The organism is Burkholderia lata, from assembly GCF_902499025.1.
Classification (GTDB): domain Bacteria; phylum Pseudomonadota; class Gammaproteobacteria; order Burkholderiales; family Burkholderiaceae; genus Burkholderia; species Burkholderia lata_C.
In genome coordinates this window covers 99,736-113,841 of sequence record NZ_CABVPW010000002.1, presented here as the reverse complement: position 1 = coordinate 113,841, position 14,106 = coordinate 99,736, and the positions used below count along the sequence as shown (strand labels likewise).

Annotated in this window: 15 protein-coding genes; 6 read left to right on the top strand and 9 right to left on the bottom strand. The window is 65.8% G+C overall.

The genetic code is table 11. The annotated features are described in order from the left end of the window. Window positions 1–58: 58 nt before the first annotated feature. Both BDI24065_RS02170 and BDI24065_RS02165 read right to left on the bottom strand, forming a co-directional pair. On the bottom strand, window positions 59–649 hold the full coding sequence (locus BDI24065_RS02170; RefSeq protein WP_175029811.1) for a DUF4410 domain-containing protein: 591 nt from the start codon (window positions 647–649) through the stop codon (window positions 59–61). A 222-nt stretch (window positions 650–871) separates the two neighbouring features. Next, window positions 872–1,879 carry a hypothetical protein gene (locus tag BDI24065_RS02165; protein WP_175029810.1) on the bottom strand — a complete coding sequence of 336 codons (1,008 nt, stop codon included), beginning with the start codon at window positions 1,877–1,879 and terminating at the stop codon, window positions 872–874. Between the two features lie 193 nt (window positions 1,880–2,072). On the opposite strand from BDI24065_RS02165, the gene BDI24065_RS02160 reads away from it, so the two are divergent. Continuing rightward, window positions 2,073–2,798 (top strand): class I SAM-dependent methyltransferase, encoded by a 726-nt coding sequence (locus BDI24065_RS02160; protein WP_175029809.1) that lies wholly within the window; start codon window positions 2,073–2,075, stop codon window positions 2,796–2,798. Between the two features lie 13 nt (window positions 2,799–2,811). Here the strand turns inward: BDI24065_RS02160 and BDI24065_RS02155 are convergent, their stop codons facing one another. From BDI24065_RS02155 to BDI24065_RS02135, 5 genes are all read right to left on the bottom strand, one after another. Beyond that, complete coding sequence (locus tag BDI24065_RS02155) at window positions 2,812–4,155, bottom strand: type II toxin-antitoxin system HipA family toxin (RefSeq protein WP_175029808.1); 1,344 nt, start codon at window positions 4,153–4,155, stop codon at window positions 2,812–2,814. 1 nt (window position 4,156) lies between these two features. Next, on the bottom strand, window positions 4,157–4,420 hold the full coding sequence (locus BDI24065_RS02150) for a helix-turn-helix domain-containing protein (RefSeq protein WP_175029807.1): 264 nt from the start codon (window positions 4,418–4,420) through the stop codon (window positions 4,157–4,159). A gap of 231 nt (window positions 4,421–4,651) precedes the next feature. Continuing rightward, window positions 4,652–5,128: a GNAT family N-acetyltransferase gene (locus BDI24065_RS02145; RefSeq protein WP_175029806.1), complete on the bottom strand. Its 477-nt coding sequence runs from the start codon at window positions 5,126–5,128 to the stop codon at window positions 4,652–4,654. A 283-nt stretch (window positions 5,129–5,411) separates the two neighbouring features. After that, window positions 5,412–6,413, bottom strand: a complete 1,002-nt coding sequence (locus BDI24065_RS02140) for a zinc-dependent alcohol dehydrogenase family protein (protein ID WP_175029805.1) — start codon at window positions 6,411–6,413, stop codon at window positions 5,412–5,414. Between the two features lie 61 nt (window positions 6,414–6,474). After that, window positions 6,475–6,777, bottom strand: coding sequence for an ArsR/SmtB family transcription factor (locus BDI24065_RS02135; RefSeq protein WP_174914313.1), 303 nt, complete (start codon window positions 6,775–6,777; stop codon window positions 6,475–6,477). Between the two features lie 281 nt (window positions 6,778–7,058). On the opposite strand from BDI24065_RS02135, the gene BDI24065_RS02130 reads away from it, so the two are divergent. Then, the gene (locus BDI24065_RS02130) at window positions 7,059–8,723 is read left to right on the top strand and encodes an ABC transporter ATP-binding protein (protein ID WP_175029804.1); all 1,665 of its coding nucleotides are present in this window, start codon (window positions 7,059–7,061) and stop codon (window positions 8,721–8,723) included. Between the two features lie 18 nt (window positions 8,724–8,741). Here the strand turns inward: BDI24065_RS02130 and BDI24065_RS02125 are convergent, their stop codons facing one another. Continuing rightward, window positions 8,742–9,779: an aldo/keto reductase gene (locus BDI24065_RS02125; RefSeq protein ID WP_175029803.1), complete on the bottom strand. Its 1,038-nt coding sequence runs from the start codon at window positions 9,777–9,779 to the stop codon at window positions 8,742–8,744. Window positions 9,780–9,908: 129 nt separating this feature from the next. Between BDI24065_RS02125 and BDI24065_RS02120 the strand changes: the two genes are divergently transcribed. The 3 genes from BDI24065_RS02120 (at window position 9,909) to BDI24065_RS02110 (ending at window position 12,651) form a co-directional block, all read left to right on the top strand. Further along, window positions 9,909–10,796: a LysR family transcriptional regulator gene (locus tag BDI24065_RS02120; protein WP_175029802.1), complete on the top strand. Its 888-nt coding sequence runs from the start codon at window positions 9,909–9,911 to the stop codon at window positions 10,794–10,796. Window positions 10,797–10,978: 182 nt separating this feature from the next. Then, window positions 10,979–11,278 (top strand): ArsR/SmtB family transcription factor, encoded by a 300-nt coding sequence (locus BDI24065_RS02115; RefSeq protein WP_174956723.1) that lies wholly within the window; start codon window positions 10,979–10,981, stop codon window positions 11,276–11,278. A gap of 20 nt (window positions 11,279–11,298) precedes the next feature. Beyond that, entirely contained in the window at window positions 11,299–12,651 is a 1,353-nt protein-coding gene (locus BDI24065_RS02110) for a pyridoxal phosphate-dependent decarboxylase family protein (protein WP_175029801.1), read from the top strand. A 71-nt stretch (window positions 12,652–12,722) separates the two neighbouring features. Here BDI24065_RS02110 and BDI24065_RS02105 read toward each other — a convergent pair whose 3' ends face one another. After that, window positions 12,723–13,355 carry a TetR/AcrR family transcriptional regulator gene (locus BDI24065_RS02105; RefSeq protein ID WP_175029800.1) on the bottom strand — a complete coding sequence of 211 codons (633 nt, stop codon included), beginning with the start codon at window positions 13,353–13,355 and terminating at the stop codon, window positions 12,723–12,725. 13 nt (window positions 13,356–13,368) lie between these two features. Here BDI24065_RS02105 and BDI24065_RS02100 point away from each other — a divergent pair, with 13 nt between their 5' ends. Then, a complete protein-coding gene (locus BDI24065_RS02100) occupies window positions 13,369–14,094 on the top strand; it encodes a DUF4336 domain-containing protein (RefSeq protein ID WP_368040766.1) in 726 nt (241 codons plus the stop codon). Window positions 14,095–14,106 lie beyond the last annotated feature (12 nt).

Sequence of the window (14,106 nt, the reverse complement as noted above, 5' to 3'; positions counted from 1 at the left end):
GAGCGCCGTGGTGACCGCCCGACGGGCCGCGCATGCGTAGCCCGTCGGGCGTCGACGATTACAGCTTCTTCGCCGGTGCAGCGTCTGCCTGTTGCTGCGCATCAGCCGCCGGTTCGAGCGTCGTCAGCGTCTTCTCGGTGAACTTCTCGTACAGCCAGTTCAGGCGCGTATCGTCCATGCCGCCGGCGATACCGCCGAGCGCATACGAAGCCGACACCTTGAAGCGGTCGATCTGATGATTGTCGGCGTCGACCAGCGTCACGGTGCCGTCGACATGATCGTTGCCCGCCATGAAGCCGAACATGACGGCCGAGAAGCTCGAGCGCACGCGAATGCCGTTGACTTCGACGTTCAGGTGCATGGCATCGGTCGAATCCGCCTTGGCCAGCAGCTTGCGTGCGGCCAGTGCGCTTTCGATTTTCCCTTTCAGGTTCTCGGGGCTGAATTTCAGATTGTCTTTCAGCGCTTCCTGCGCGGCATTGTCGAGCGTGACTTGCACGATCACGGGCTTCGAGCCGAATTTGGACGTCGATGCCGTTGCGATGGCCCCCGCCTGATCGCTGGCGTCGCGTGTCACGCTGCTCGCGCAGCCCGACAGGAAGCCGATCGTCACCAGTGCCAGAGCGGCATGACGGAATACAGATTTCATGATTTGGTCTTTTTTAGTTCGGGTTATTTGAGATGGCTCTGTGGCCGGAGGGCAATCTAACACCGGACGATTCGATTCAAAAGGTCGAATAGATCGACAATCGATTCGGCATGTATTGATCGCGGGGTGATACGCGGATGAAAAACCGGCCGACCGCATTGCGAGAGCGTGCGGGTACGGGCGATCGGGCGTTGCTGTCGCGGCGCTGACCCGCGCAGGCGATCACGGTCCGTTGCCGGACACGGCCCCGCCGAGCCGGTACGCGGTGAAGAACTCGTACCAGGGCGAGCCTTCCCCGACCGGCACATTCAAAGCCGCCGTCCGCCGCTTCAACGCGCCGAACACGTCGTTGATCCGCGCCGTCTGCCCCGCATCGTTGAACGGATAAGGCCGCGCCCGGCCGGCCGCGAATGCGCCGTACGCGATCGCAAGCAGGCGCGCGCTGTCGTCTGTCGACGCGATCGAGCCGTTGATCATTTCCGCGAAGCGCGGCCGGTCTTCGGCGCGTGATCCGGACAGGCACAGGAACACGATCGCCGACAGTTCGTGCAGATCCTTCACCCGCAGCAACGCGGGCAGCCGCGCAACGATCCGCTCGACCGGTTCATCGCGTAACGCGTCGCTGAAGTCGAGCACGGCGGTCATCGGATTCGTGTCCGCTTTCAGGCGATCGAGTGCCGACGATTCGGCCGACGCGCTGGCCCCGTCCGGCGGCGAGGCTGGAGCAGCCCGCAATGCATCGGCCACCTGCTGCGTCCATTCGGGAAAGATCATCCGCACGTTGCCGAACTGTTCGCCGCCTTCCGCGGCCGGATTCCATCGATACACGATCGTGCCGCCGCGAATGAACGGCGAATACAGGTGCTCGGGCGTTTGCGGCAGCGGCCGCCGGTTGATCGGCAGCCACGCGAGCGTCAGCCAGTCGTAGCGGCCGGTGGCGGGCACGGAAGGGCTCGAACTCGCGACGACCTGCCAGGTGCCGCGATTCGCATAGCGGCGTCGCGCGTCGGGCACCGGGACGGTCCGGCCTTTCGCGGTGTCGAAGTAGGTCGTGCCGGTCACGTTCGTGCCGCTGTCCGCGGCCGGCGTGACGGTGGAGATGACCCATGACGCGCCGTCCGCCGCACGGTAGTCGGACGGCTTCAGCGTCGCGACGTCGTGCACCATGCGCGTTTCCGCCGCGACGGGGCTCGGGGGGAGATTGACGGGCGCGGCCAGGATGCTCGGCATGGGATTTCCTCGGAATCGGGTGCGCATCGTCGAGCGGCGGCGACGCGCAACGGCGCAGCTTGTTTTATGTCACTGTAGAACGTCGCAGCCGGAAACGGAAACCGGCTGCGCGGCGCACCGCGCTCACGCGTTCCGCCGCTTCGGCTTACCATGCGCATCCTGAGCCAACGACGCCCACCGGGCGGGAGCGCACATGACCGACACGACAGCCATCACCGAACACTGGACGCAGGTCGCCGACCAATGGATCGGTTGGGCCGGCAAGCCGGGGCACGACGCGTTCTGGAAATACCGCGCGGGGCTCGCGGCCTATATCGGCCGCGACACCGGCCGCGCGCTGGAGATCGGCTGCGGCGAAGGCCGCGTGAGCCGCGAGCTGAAGGCGCTCGGCTACGACGTGACCGCGACCGACGTGGTGCCCGCGATGCTCGACGCCGCGCGTCACGCGGATTCCGCGCATCGCTACGAGCTGGCCGATGCGGCGTCGCTGCCGTTCGATTCAGCCAGCTTCGATCTCGTGATGGCGTACAACGTGCTGATGGATCTCGACGACATGCAGCGTGCGTTGAACGAGGCGCGCCGCGTGCTGAAGCCGGGCGGGACGCTGTTTGTCTCGCTCGTGCATCCGTTCCGCGATCGCGGCGGCTTCGCGGGGCCGCAACCCGATGCGCCGTTCGTGCTGAAGGGCAGCTATTTCGGGCGCGAGCACTTCGATGGCGTGGAAACGCGCGACGGGCTGTCGATGCACTTCGCGGGCTGGTCGCTGCCGCTGCAGGCGTACATGGAAGCGCTGGAAGCGGCCGGGTTCGCGATCGTGTCGCTGCGCGAGCCGCCGCCCGACCAGACCGATACGGACCAGTTGAAGCAGTGGGCGCGCGTGCCGCTGTTTCTGTGGCTCAAGGCGCGGCCGGTGGGTTGAATTTCGCCGGGCCTCAATTCCCCTTGTCGGGATTTGCGAGCAATTCCGAGCGACCAATGACCTCTCTCGCGGTATCGGCCCGATCTGCGTCCGAGAATCCGGCAGCCTCGATGATCGGCGTGAGCGCTTTGAATGCCACCTGTGGTTTGGCGCTCCGCAGCGATCCCATTCCTTCGTTCCATGCATGCAGCATCTGCTTGGCGATCCAATGCCACCGCGTCTCGTTTTTTGCCGCTTCGACAATGTCTTTTCCGGTCGATACGGCGGAGTCACACAGCGCTTCGACCATTTCCCGGTACCGCTTCGGCGGGATGCCGAGGCGGGTGTTGAAAAACCGCTCCAGCGTTTTTCCAGGGGCCCAGGTTTTGCGACCTTCGATGCTCAGCCCGGGCGGATTGTTTGCAAAGCGCGGATAGGCTTCCGTGGTGACGATGTCGTAGGCGGGCGTATAAACGACGTCGTCGATGCCCGAGTAGAGAAGCGCGATGTTCTTGGCGTGGCAGTCCGCGTTGCGCACGACATAGTTTGTGATGAGCTGCCAGCCGAGCTGCTCGGCTTCTCGTCGCCAATTCGCAGCGGCGATGTAGGGTTTCGTTGCGTTGAGGATCTGCTCGGTCGACGGGCGGTACTTTTCGTGCGGAGGCAGGCCGAGCAGGCTGCAGGCGTCTTCCAGGCCGAACGCCGGCTGGCCTTGCCCGTCGATGTCGAATCGATCGACGACGAGCACGCGGCCGTCATCCGACATCGTGGTTTTCGCGACTCGGGCGACGTCGAGTCTTGCCAGCACCTGCATCGAGTAATGCTCGTTGAAGCCCAGGTAGGGCGTTTGCTCGTCGGATCCCTTGATGATGTGCCGGCTCGTGCGTAGCGTTTGCTTGCCGACTGGTGCTTGATCCGACGAGCGTTCGGGGGCAAGGAATTTGGGCACGGCGCCTGAGATTGCGGCGCGCGCGTAGTACCGTACGAGTTCCGCAAAGCGGGCGGTTGTGATGTCCTCGTGCAGCAGGCTCTTCAGGTCGAGCGGATCGAGTTCTCCGCCTGGCGTACCGCCCTCGGGCGCGACGGTGACGCGGCCGATGCCGGAGCCGCCGATGATGGCCAGGAGCGAGAGGTCCGTTCCGTCGAGATACGGGCCGAATTCTTCCCGAATCACCTGAAAGAGAAACCCTTCCGGCAGGTTCTGCCGGAAGAACGGATGCAGGTCACGCGGCCAGACCCAGGCATCTTCACGAACGGGCATGGTCAGGCTGGCAAAATCGCCGTCGTCGGCGTCCTCGGTGTAGCGCAACGCATAGTCGTCCGCCTGTCGATAGAGATCAGCGACGCGTTTGCCTTTGACATGGACGTGAAGGCGCATGTCACGCATCTCCCATCGTGCGTTGCTCGGCCAGCACGTCGTCGAGCGTGCGCACGTGTCCGCGCTTCACCGCTCGAAGGTCATAGCCGGCGGCCTCAAGGAGACGGATGAGCGCAGATACGCTCATGTCCCCTCGCGCAAGCGTTTCCATGCGTGCGAGTGTCGTACGTGCGACGCCAGCGTGCTCGGCCAGCGCTTTCTGTGAAAGCCCCGCTGAGTGGCGAGCATCTTTCAGCATTTCTCCAACATCGGCCAATGTCGTCATTTGTAGCCCCAGGGCATCAAGAATTGCCAGATTGGCTTTGATTGTAGCCCTTCTGCTACAAATTGGCAGATGAGGATTGTAGCCCTAGGGATACAAAAAATGATCCAACGGGCGATTTTGTGTCCCTTGGGCTACCAAATTGGTCGAGGTGACCGTTCCGAGAGGAGATCGCGACATTCCATCAGGCGGGGCGATTCAGGAGGGCGCGCTGATCCGCGTCTCGCCTTCAGCTCAGCGCGACAACTCCTTCCGATAGAGCACGGCTCCCGGTTTTGTCGCGACGGTGTCGTAGAGCCGCATCGCCGTGTGGTTCGTCTCGTGCGTCTGCCAATACACGCGTTCGGCGCGATGCGCACGCGCGGTGTCGTACACGGCTTCGATCAGCGCGCGGCCGACGCCCTTGCCGCGTTCGCTGTCGAGCGTGAACAGGTCCTGCAGGTAGCAGGTCGGCCCGGCGAGCGTCGTGCTGCGGTGATACAGGAAATGCACGAGCCCGACGAGCCGGCCGGCGCGCTCGGCGACGAGCGCATGCACCGGTTCGTAGACGTCGAAGAAGCGCGACCAAGTGAGTTGTGTGACCCGCAGCGGCAGGGCCGTATCGTCGAAGCGGCCGTAGAAGCGGTTATAGCCATCCCACAGGGGCAGCCACTGGTCGTAGTCGTCTTCCGTGACCGCGCGTACGGTCAGTCCGGTGTCGTTGGCGTTCATGTTGGCGGACCTGTCGATGAGAAGAGGGCGCGCCGCCGATCCGGCCGGCGCGTCGCAGGTCTCTACGATAGGAAGTTCGCGGCCCCATGGGTAGGCCCATGCCGACGGCATTTCATGGTGCCACGAGCCGCACAATTCTCACGATATCGACCGTCAGCCAGAACCTGCGGCGATCACGTCGATTGCGCCTAGGGCTGTCGGGTTTGGCCCCTGCGCAACCCTGATGCTCGCGGCGCATTGCGAATCACGGACAGTTCGCTACGGTCAACACGCGAGAAAAAGGTCACGCCGCTTGAGCGCCGACACCCCGTTCGGGATGAACCGACGGCTCGACCGCAATCGCGATTTTTCCTCGAAGCCCGTTGTTGGGACGCTCCAGCAGCGCATGCGCGAGTGGAACGTCGGCAAGGGAATAGACGGCGCCAATGTGTGGCCGCAACTGTCCGCGCGCAATCAACGCACTCAACTCATCCAGCTTGCCGCGATTCTGTCGCGTGAACACGAAGTGATAACTCGCGTTCTTGCCCCAGGCCTGAATGACGTTTTGCGGCTGAGCGATGTCCACGATCGTGACGACGCGGCCAAGCTGGGCGAGCGCATCGGGGCTGCGCGACAGGGTGTTGCCGCCGATGGTGTCGAACACGACATCGACGCCGCGGCCCCCGGTGTTTCGCATGACGGCGTCGACGTAATCGTCCTTTTCGTAGTCGATGACCACATCCGCACCCAGGCTCCGGGCGAACTCGACGTTTGCTTCGCGCACGGTCGTGAACACCCTTGCACCGATGGCTTTGGCGAGCTGGATCGCCACATGGCCGACGCCTCCTGCGCCGCCGTGTACCAGAATGCTTTCCCCAACACGAAGCGCTGCACGCACGACCAGTGCTTCCCAAACCGTTCCGCCGACCAGGGTCAGGCTGGCCGCTTCGAGATGACTGAGCGAAGGAGGCTTCTTCCCGACGATGCTTTCGGCCGCCACGTGGTACTCGGCGTAACTGCCCGGCCCGTCGAAGATCTGCGGGGTGTACCAGACTTCGTCTCCCGGCGAGAAGGCCGTCACACCCGGCCCGACGGCTTCGACCACGCCCGATACGTCGTGTCCGGTAATGGCTGGCAGTGGCACCAGGTCCGGATAGTCGCCCCGTCGGACCTGGTAATCCAGTGGATTGATGGAGGTGGCGTGAACCCGGACCAGGACTTGTCCCGCGTGCGGCACCGGCTTGGGTACGTCACGTAGTTCGAATGATTCCGGGCCGCCAAATGACTTGAGCAACAGCGCTTTCATTGCATCTCCGCGTTTCGGTAAATAGGGATATCGGGAATTATCGATATCATGGGGCAAAAAATTACAGGTCTTTCCCGATGGTCTTGGCCAGCGCGCTGATCGCCGCTTCGTTCCGCTTGTAGTAGGTCCACTGGCCAATGCGCCTGACTTCCACCAGGCCTGCTCGTTGCAGCGTCGCAAGGTAATCGGATACCGTCGACTGCGACAGCCCGACGCCTTCCTGAATACTGCTGACGCAGACGCCCACCGTGTGAACGTCCCCTTCATCCTGCGGCGGGAAGTTCTTCACGGGATCCTTCAAGCCTTGCAGGATTTCAAGGCGTGTCCGGTTCGAGAGGGCTTTGAAGATGTCGAGCAATTCCATGGGGGGCGAGTATATCGAGAATTACCGATATGTCAATGTGAGCGCTGACCGCCGTTCGGTCGAGCCGGCCCGGCTCAGGCACGACACTCAGCATGGCAAGCGCTCCCTGGAACGGAAGTCATCAACCGCTCAACGGTCTTTTTGAACGGAAAGGGCCGCCAGGAACCGTGCAGCACATGCCGCCATCCCGCCCGAACGACACCACGCCATTCCTTTCACTCTGTTAGACTTTTTCGCCCATCGCTGCCATCCGGGCTGCGTCGTACCCGGTTCATTCCGTCATGAACGAAACCCGTGCGTCGCATCCGATCACCGAGGTCTTGCGGGCTTACTGGAAAGCCGATCGCCTGATGTTGCTGACGGTCGTGGCGGTCGTCCTCCTGTCGAGCGCGAGCACGGTTGCCGCGCCTTATCTGTTCTCGCGCCTGATCGACGCGCTGTCGCACCGCGACGTGTTCCACGCGCTGATCCCGGGCTTCGTGCTTTACGCGGCGCTGCTGGGCCTCTCCAGCGCGCTGCAACGCGTGGTGCAGTACCTGGCGTTCATGAGCTCGGAGAATCTGGGCTTCATCACCAGCACGCGCTTTTTCGAGCGCATCCTGAAGAAGACCACGGCGTTCTTCGTCGAGCACAATCCCGCCGAAATCCAGAATGCGAACCAGCGCGGCAGCCGGGCGCTGTCGGTGCTCGTGCTGCTGAGCCTGATGGACCTGATCCCCGGCGCGCTGCAGATCGTGCTGACGCTCGTCACGCTCGGCGCATTGATCAATGTCGAGGTCGTGGCCATCACCGCCGCCTACGGCGCGGTCGCGGTGACGATCGCGATCGTCGGCGCGCGGCGCTCACGCGCGTTCCTCGATCGCGCGATCGAGGCCGGACAGGAGAATGCGCGCTTCGTCGGCGGCGCGATCAATGCGATGGAGACGCTCCGGCATTTCGGCAGCCATCGCTGGATGAACGAACGTTTCTCGGAGAAAGCGCGCGTCGAGCGCGACAGCTGGCGCGCGTATGTGCTGCAGCACGTCCGCTATCTCGTGGTGCTGGGTCTCGGCCTCGCGATCCAGTTCGCGGTGACGTTCTGGCTGCTGCTGCCGCGCCATGCGGCGGGCGCGCTGTCGATCGGCGACATCGTGCTGTTCAACACGTTGCTGCTGCAACTGAACCAGCCGTTCGAAATGATCGCGCGCGCGGTCGACGAGTGCGCACGTTCCCGCGCGGCGCTCGTACCGTTCGCGGCGCTGTGGACGGCGCCCGAGGAGCGGCAGGTGTCGCACGCGTCGGCGTTCGCGCCGCGGGACGGGCGCATCGTGTTCGACCGCGTCGCCTATGCGTACGACAACGGCCGCGGCGTGACCGACGTCGACTTCGTCGCCGAACGGGGGGCGATCACGTTCCTCGTCGGCGAAACCGGTGCGGGGAAATCCACCGTCTTCAAGCTCGCGCTGAAGTCGATCGAGCCGACCGGCGGGCGCATTCTCGTCGACGGCGTCGATCTCGCGGCGATCGATCGCGCCGACTGGTACGGCGCGGTTTCCGTCGTGCCGCAGGATGTCGTGCTGCTGAACGAAAGCCTGGAAGACAACATCCTGCTCGGCCGGCCGCGCGATGCGCGGCGTCTGCGCGAAGCGGCCGCGAAGGCGACGATCCTGACGTTCATCGAGCGCCTGCCGGACGGCTTCCGCACGACGGTGGGCGAGCGCGGGCTGAAGCTGTCCGGCGGCGAGCGCCAGCGCATCGCGATCGCCCGTGCGCTGTACGGCGACCCGACCGTGCTGTTTCTCGACGAAGCGAGTTCCGCGCTCGATGAAGTCACCGAGCGCGACATCATGGAACACGTGCGGCTGCTGGCCCGCGACGTCACGGTCATCGCGATCACGCACCGCCGCTCGGTCATCGGGCCGGCCGACAAGGTCGTGCGGCTCGGCGATGCGCGTGTGCCGGCGTAGCGCTGCACGCCGTCGCCCTTACCCGCGCAGCGGCGGATTGAGCTGCGCGAACGCCTGCTGGCGGCGATACGGGAAGTACGGATAAGGCGCCTCGACCGCGCTCGCCGCGTCGAGCTTCGCGACCTGCGCGTCGGTCAGTGCCCAGCCGACCGCGCCGAGGTTTTGCCGCAACTGTTCCTCGTTGCGCGCGCCGATGATCACCGACGATACCGTCGGGCGCTGCAGCAGCCAGTTCAGCGCGATCTGCGGCACGGTCTTGCCGGTTTCCTCGGCGATCGCGTCGAGCGCATCGACCACGTTGTACAGGCGCGCGTCGTCGACCGGTGGCCCGTAGCTGGCCGTTTCATGCAGGCGGCTGCCTTCGGGCAGCGGCGCGTTGCGCCGGATCTTGCCGGTGAGCCGGCCCCAGCCGAGCGGGCTCCAGACGAGCGCGCCAAGCCCCTGGTCGGCACCGAGCGGCATCAGGTCCCACTCGTAGTCGCGGCCGACGAGCGAGTAGTAGACCTGGTTCGCCACGTAACGCGACCAGCCGTGCCGATCCGCCGCCGCCAGCGACTTCATGATCTGCCACCCCGCGAAATTCGACACGCCGATGTAGCGCAGCTTGCCCGCGCGCACGAGATCGTCGAGCGTCGACATCACTTCCTCGACCGGCGTGCTCGCATCGAACGCGTGGAGTTGCAGCAGGTCGATGTAGTCGGTGTCGAGGCGGCGCAGCGCGTCGTCGACGGCGCGGACCAGCCGCGCGCGCGACGTGCCCGCGTCGTTCGGGCCGCTGCCGGTCGGCAGGCCCGTCTTCGTCGAGATCAGCACCTGGTCGCGGCGTCCCTTGATCGCGGCGCCAAGCACGCGCTCGGATTCGCCGTCCGAATACACGTCGGCCGTGTCGAACAGGTTCACGCCGGCTTCGACGCAGATGTCGATCAGGCGGCGCGCTTCGTCGACGCCGGTGTTGCCCCATGCGCTGAACAGCGGGCCGGTGCCGCCGAACGTGCCGGCGCCGAAGCTCAGGACGGGAACCTTGAGGCCGGAGCGGCCGAGGGTGCGGTATTCCATGGCGGGTTTCCTTGGGGTGATCGAAGTGTCGACGGGCGGCCGCGAGGCCGGCGTTGGCACACTGTATCGCTTGCGGATATTTCGGATAATTGGGCAGACTTCGAAAATATCGTTCGGAAGGGGCGAATAATGCTGCTCGACAATCTCGCGCTGTTCCTGCGCATCGTGGAGAAGGGTGGACTGGCCGCGGCGGGCCGCGAATTCGGGCTGTCGCCGGCCACCGTGTCCGAGCGGCTGACGGCGCTCGAGCGCCACTACGGCGCGGCGCTGCTCACGCGCACGACGCGCGCGATCAGCCTGACCGACGAAGGCCGCACGCTCGTCGACGGCGCGCGGCGACTGCTCGCCGAAGCCGACGAACTCGAAAGCCGCGTGCGACTCGGCGTGCAGACGCTGTCGGGCCCCGTGCGCTTCAGTGCGCCGGCCGATCTCGGGCGCGAGCGCGTGGTGCCCGTCGTCGACGCGTTCCTCGTCGAGCATCCGGGCGTCACGGTCGACCTGCATCTCGGCGACGGTTACGTGGATGTCGTCGGGCAGGGGCTCGATTTCGCGATCCGCCGAGGGGTGCTCGCCGACAGTTCGCTGCGCAGCCGTTCGCTCGGCCGTGCGCGGCGCGTGGTGTGCGCGTCGCCCGCGTATCTCGCGGCGCACGGCACGCCGCGGCATCCGGACGATCTCGCCGCGCACGACTGCATCGTGATGCGCTTCGGGCAGGACCTGTATGCCGAATGGCCGTTCAGCATCGATGGCGAACCCCGGCGCGTGACGGTGCGCGGCCGGCGTGTGGCCAACGACGGTGCGCTCGTGCGCGCGTGGTGCGTCGTGGGGCACGGCGTCGCGCTGAAGTCGCTGGTCGACGTCGAGCAGGATCTGGCGTCCGGCGCGCTCGTCGAAGTCCTGCGCGCATTCTCGCCGGGCGACGTCGATTTGCAGATCGTCTATCCGGGCAACGCCGTGCAGCCGAGGCGCGTGCGTGCGCTGATCGACAGGTTGGCGCAGGCGCTGGGAGGCGCGTAAAGGAACCGGCAGGGTTCACGCGATCCGGCGAGCGTTGCGGCAGTGTGTCTTGCCACGATCGTATCGAAGGCCGACGTGACGATCGGGCGTGCGACGTCGTGGGTTGAAACCGGTGTTCGATCGATTGCATACATTTCGTCATTTAGCTAATATTCGAAACGTTAATCGAGCTCCGCATTCTCATGGACGACGTCACCCGCATCAGCGCACTGGCCAACGAAAGCCGCCTGGCCGTGATGCGCTGGCTCAAGCAGCCGCGCAAGCATTTCCCGCCGCAGCCGCACGGCGATTTCGACGAACTCGGCGTGTGCTGCACGTACATCACCGAGAAGCTCGGCATCGCGCCGGCCACCACCACGCGCCACATGCGCATCCTCGCGGATGCCGGGCTCGTGCAGGCGACCCGCGCCGGCAAGTTCACGTACTACAAGCGGATCGACGGTGCGCTGCAGCAGCTCGGCCACGATCTCTCGCAACTCTGATTCCTACCGAGGCAACCGACATGGACGAACTTGCATTGCTGGCCGACGCCGACCGGCGCGCGCACGCGTATCTGGCCGCGACGAACGAGCGGCGCGCGTTTCCCGATGCGGCCGCAGTGGCCGGCCTTGCGGCGTTCGACGAGCCGCTGCCCGATACCGGCCGCCCCGCCGACGACGTGCTGCGCCTGCTCGACGAGCGCGGCACGCCCGCAACCGTCGCGTCGAACGGCCCGAACTACTTCGGCTTCGTGATCGGCGCCACGTTGCCGGCCGCGGCAGCGGCCGAGCGACTGATGCTCGCATGGGACCAGTGCGCGTCGTCGTATGCGAATTCGCCGGTGGCCGCGACGATCGAGCGCCAGGCCGCGCGCTGGGTCGTCGACGTGCTCGGGTTGCCTGAAGGCAGCGCGGTCGGTTTCGGCACGAGTGCGACGGCCTGCACGCTCGTCGCGCTGGTGGCCGCGCGGCGCGCGCTGCTTGCGCGAAAGGGCTGGGACGTCGACGCTGACGGTCTCATCGGCGCGCCCGAAGTGAAGGTCGTGATCTCCGAGCTCGCGCACATCACGGTGAAGAAGGCGCTGCGCGTGCTCGGTTTCGGGATGAAGCGCCTCGTCGTCGCGCCGGTCGACGCGCACGGCCGCATCGATCCGGCCCAGCTGCCGCCGCTCGACGACATGACGATCCTCTGCGTGCAGGCCGGCGAAGTGAACACCGGCGAATTCGATCCGTTCGCGGCGCTGATTCCGCCCGCGAAGGCGGCCGGTGCGTGGGTGCACGTCGACGGCGCGTTCGGCCTGTGGGCCCGCGCCTCGTCGAAGCGCGCGCTGACGGACGGCATCGACGGCGCGGACAGCTGGACGACCGACGGTCACAAGTGGCTCAACACGCCGTACGACGGCGCGATGGTGATCTGCCGCGACGCGGCCGCGCTCGCGACCGCGATGAACAGCGACGCCGTCTACCTGAGCGGCGCGCAGGACGCGCAGAAGAACCTGAACCTCGAATTCTCGCGGCGCGCGCGCGGCATTCCCGTGTGGGCCGCGCTGCGCTCGCTCGGCCGCGCCGGCGTGGCCACGATGGTCGAGCGGCATTGCGCGCAGGCGACGCGGGTCGCGGACGGCCTGCGTGCCGCCGGCTACGACGTGCTGAACCGCGTCGTGCTGAACCAGGTGCTCGTGCGTGCCGGTACCGACGACGAAACGGCGGCGATCCTCGCGGCCGCGCAGGCATCGGGCGACGTGTGGTTTGGCGCGACGGTGTGGCAGGGGCGGCCGGCGTTCCGGATCAGCGTGTCGTCGTGGCGTACCGAAGACGCGCACATCGATCGTCTCGTGGCCTTGCTGACGCAACTGCGCGGCGTGCACGTGCGCTGAGCGGCAACGGCGCGCGGAGGTTCACTCACGCGCGCCGCGTTCCTCGCAAAAGCGTCGCATCCCCAGCCTCGTCATCGCACCGAGTCGGGAAACGCATGCATCGAGAACTCGAACGCCGCTTCCGCCAGCGCCTCGATCTCCGCCTCCCCGCCTTCGAGATGACCGTCGATCCACAGCATCGCGAAGCCATGCACGAAGCTGCGCACGCCGACGCTGAACGCGCGGATCTGCTGTTCGTCGATGGTGGATCCCACCATCCTGCGGATCGCCTGCGTCGTCACCTCGCTGTTGTCGCGCCGCGCCTGGACGAGTTCGGCATCGTCCCGGTGCTGGACCGCAAAGCCGCCGTACATGAGCCGGAACAACTCGGCATGTGCGTGCGCGAACTTCACATGGGCCAGCCCGCCGGCCCGAAACGCGTCGCGCGCCGACGCGCCGCGTGAGATCTCCGCGGCAAACGCGTCGATCTGCACTTGCGTCAGGCGCCGGAAGCCTTCGACCACCAGCGCGACCAGCAACGCATCCTTGTTGACGAAGTGGCGATAGACGGCCGAATCCGACACGCCCAACTGCGTCGCCAGGTGGCGCACGCTCAACTCCCGCCCGTTCGCATGCTCGAGCGCGGCAAAGGCCAGATCCAGCACGGCCTGCCGCAGGTTGCCGTGGTGGTAGCCCGCTTTCTGATTCCCGGGGTTTCTACTCATTTGACAGTGTTCAATGTCACGTTCGACAATGTTTGCAACTCAAACATTGTCGGTTCTGGCGATGCCCGCCCTTGATACGTTGACGAAGGATATCTGGACTGCATCAGTCCCTCATTCTTTCATGGGGCTGCATGTCGGTACGCGCATGACCGTCGTCCGGCTGTCGTCGGGCCGGCTGCTGCTGCATTCGCCGGTGCCGCTGGACGCCGGATTGCGCGCGGAAATCGATGCGCTCGGCGAGGTCGGCCACATCGTCTGCCCGAACCTGTTTCACCACCTCTATGCGGCCGGCGCCGTCGCCGCGTATCCGCGCGCGGTGCTGCACGGCCCCGCCGCGCTGCAGCGCAAGCGCAAGGACCTGCGCTTCGATGCGGTGCTGACGGAGGTGCCGCATCCGGAGTGGGGCGGCGACTTCGAGCTGCTGACGATCGAAGGCTGCCTGCTGCGCGAGACGGTGTTTTATCACCCGGCCAGCCGCACACTGATCGCCTGCGATCTCGTCGAGAACTTTCACGCGTCGCCGCACTGGCTGACGCGGCACTACCTGCGCCTGGGCGGCGTGCTCGGGCACGTTGGCTGGCATCCGTTGCTGCGCGTGGTCTATCGGGACCGGCGCGTGGCCCGCGCATGCATCGACCGGCTGCTGGAATGGCCGTTCGAACGCGTGGCGCTTGCGCACGGCGACCCGCTGACCGAGCGCGCGCACGACGCGGTGCGGCAGGGCATGGCGTGGCTTTGAATCCATCGATAA